This is a genomic window from Pantoea sp. SIMBA_079 (assembly GCF_046940275.1).
GTDB classification, from domain to species: Bacteria; Pseudomonadota; Gammaproteobacteria; order Enterobacterales; family Enterobacteriaceae; genus Pantoea; species Pantoea borealis.
Window position 1 is genome coordinate 1 of record NZ_JAWRYR010000240.1, and the last position, 276, is coordinate 276.

Genomic DNA, 276 nt, shown 5'->3' on the forward strand with positions numbered 1-276 from the left:
GCGCTGGACGATGTGGATGTGGACAACGACATCCTGTGGGAGACCGCCGAGGCCGTCCCTGCCGGCTTCTACGCCTGGATCGCGGGGGAGTCGGCGGCCGTCAAGACCCTCCGGCGCCTTCTCGTGCGCGGACACGGGATCGACCGCTCGCGCGTGGCCTTCATGGGTTACTGGCGCCTGGGTCGCGCCGAGAACTGAGGGGGCGCTACTGGTCGCTGTTACTGGTCGTCGCGCTCGACGCCGCGGAAGACGTCGGGGTAGTCGTCGAGCCAGGTC

The 276-nt window shown here is 69.2% G+C and carries 1 protein-coding gene; it reads left to right on the forward strand.

Annotation, left to right across the window (positions count from 1 at the left end; genetic code table 11):
- The coding region (locus SB719_RS19865) for an SIP domain-containing protein (RefSeq protein WP_412159694.1) at positions 1–198 on the forward strand (198 nt) is incomplete at its 5' end.
- Positions 199–276 lie beyond the last annotated feature (78 nt).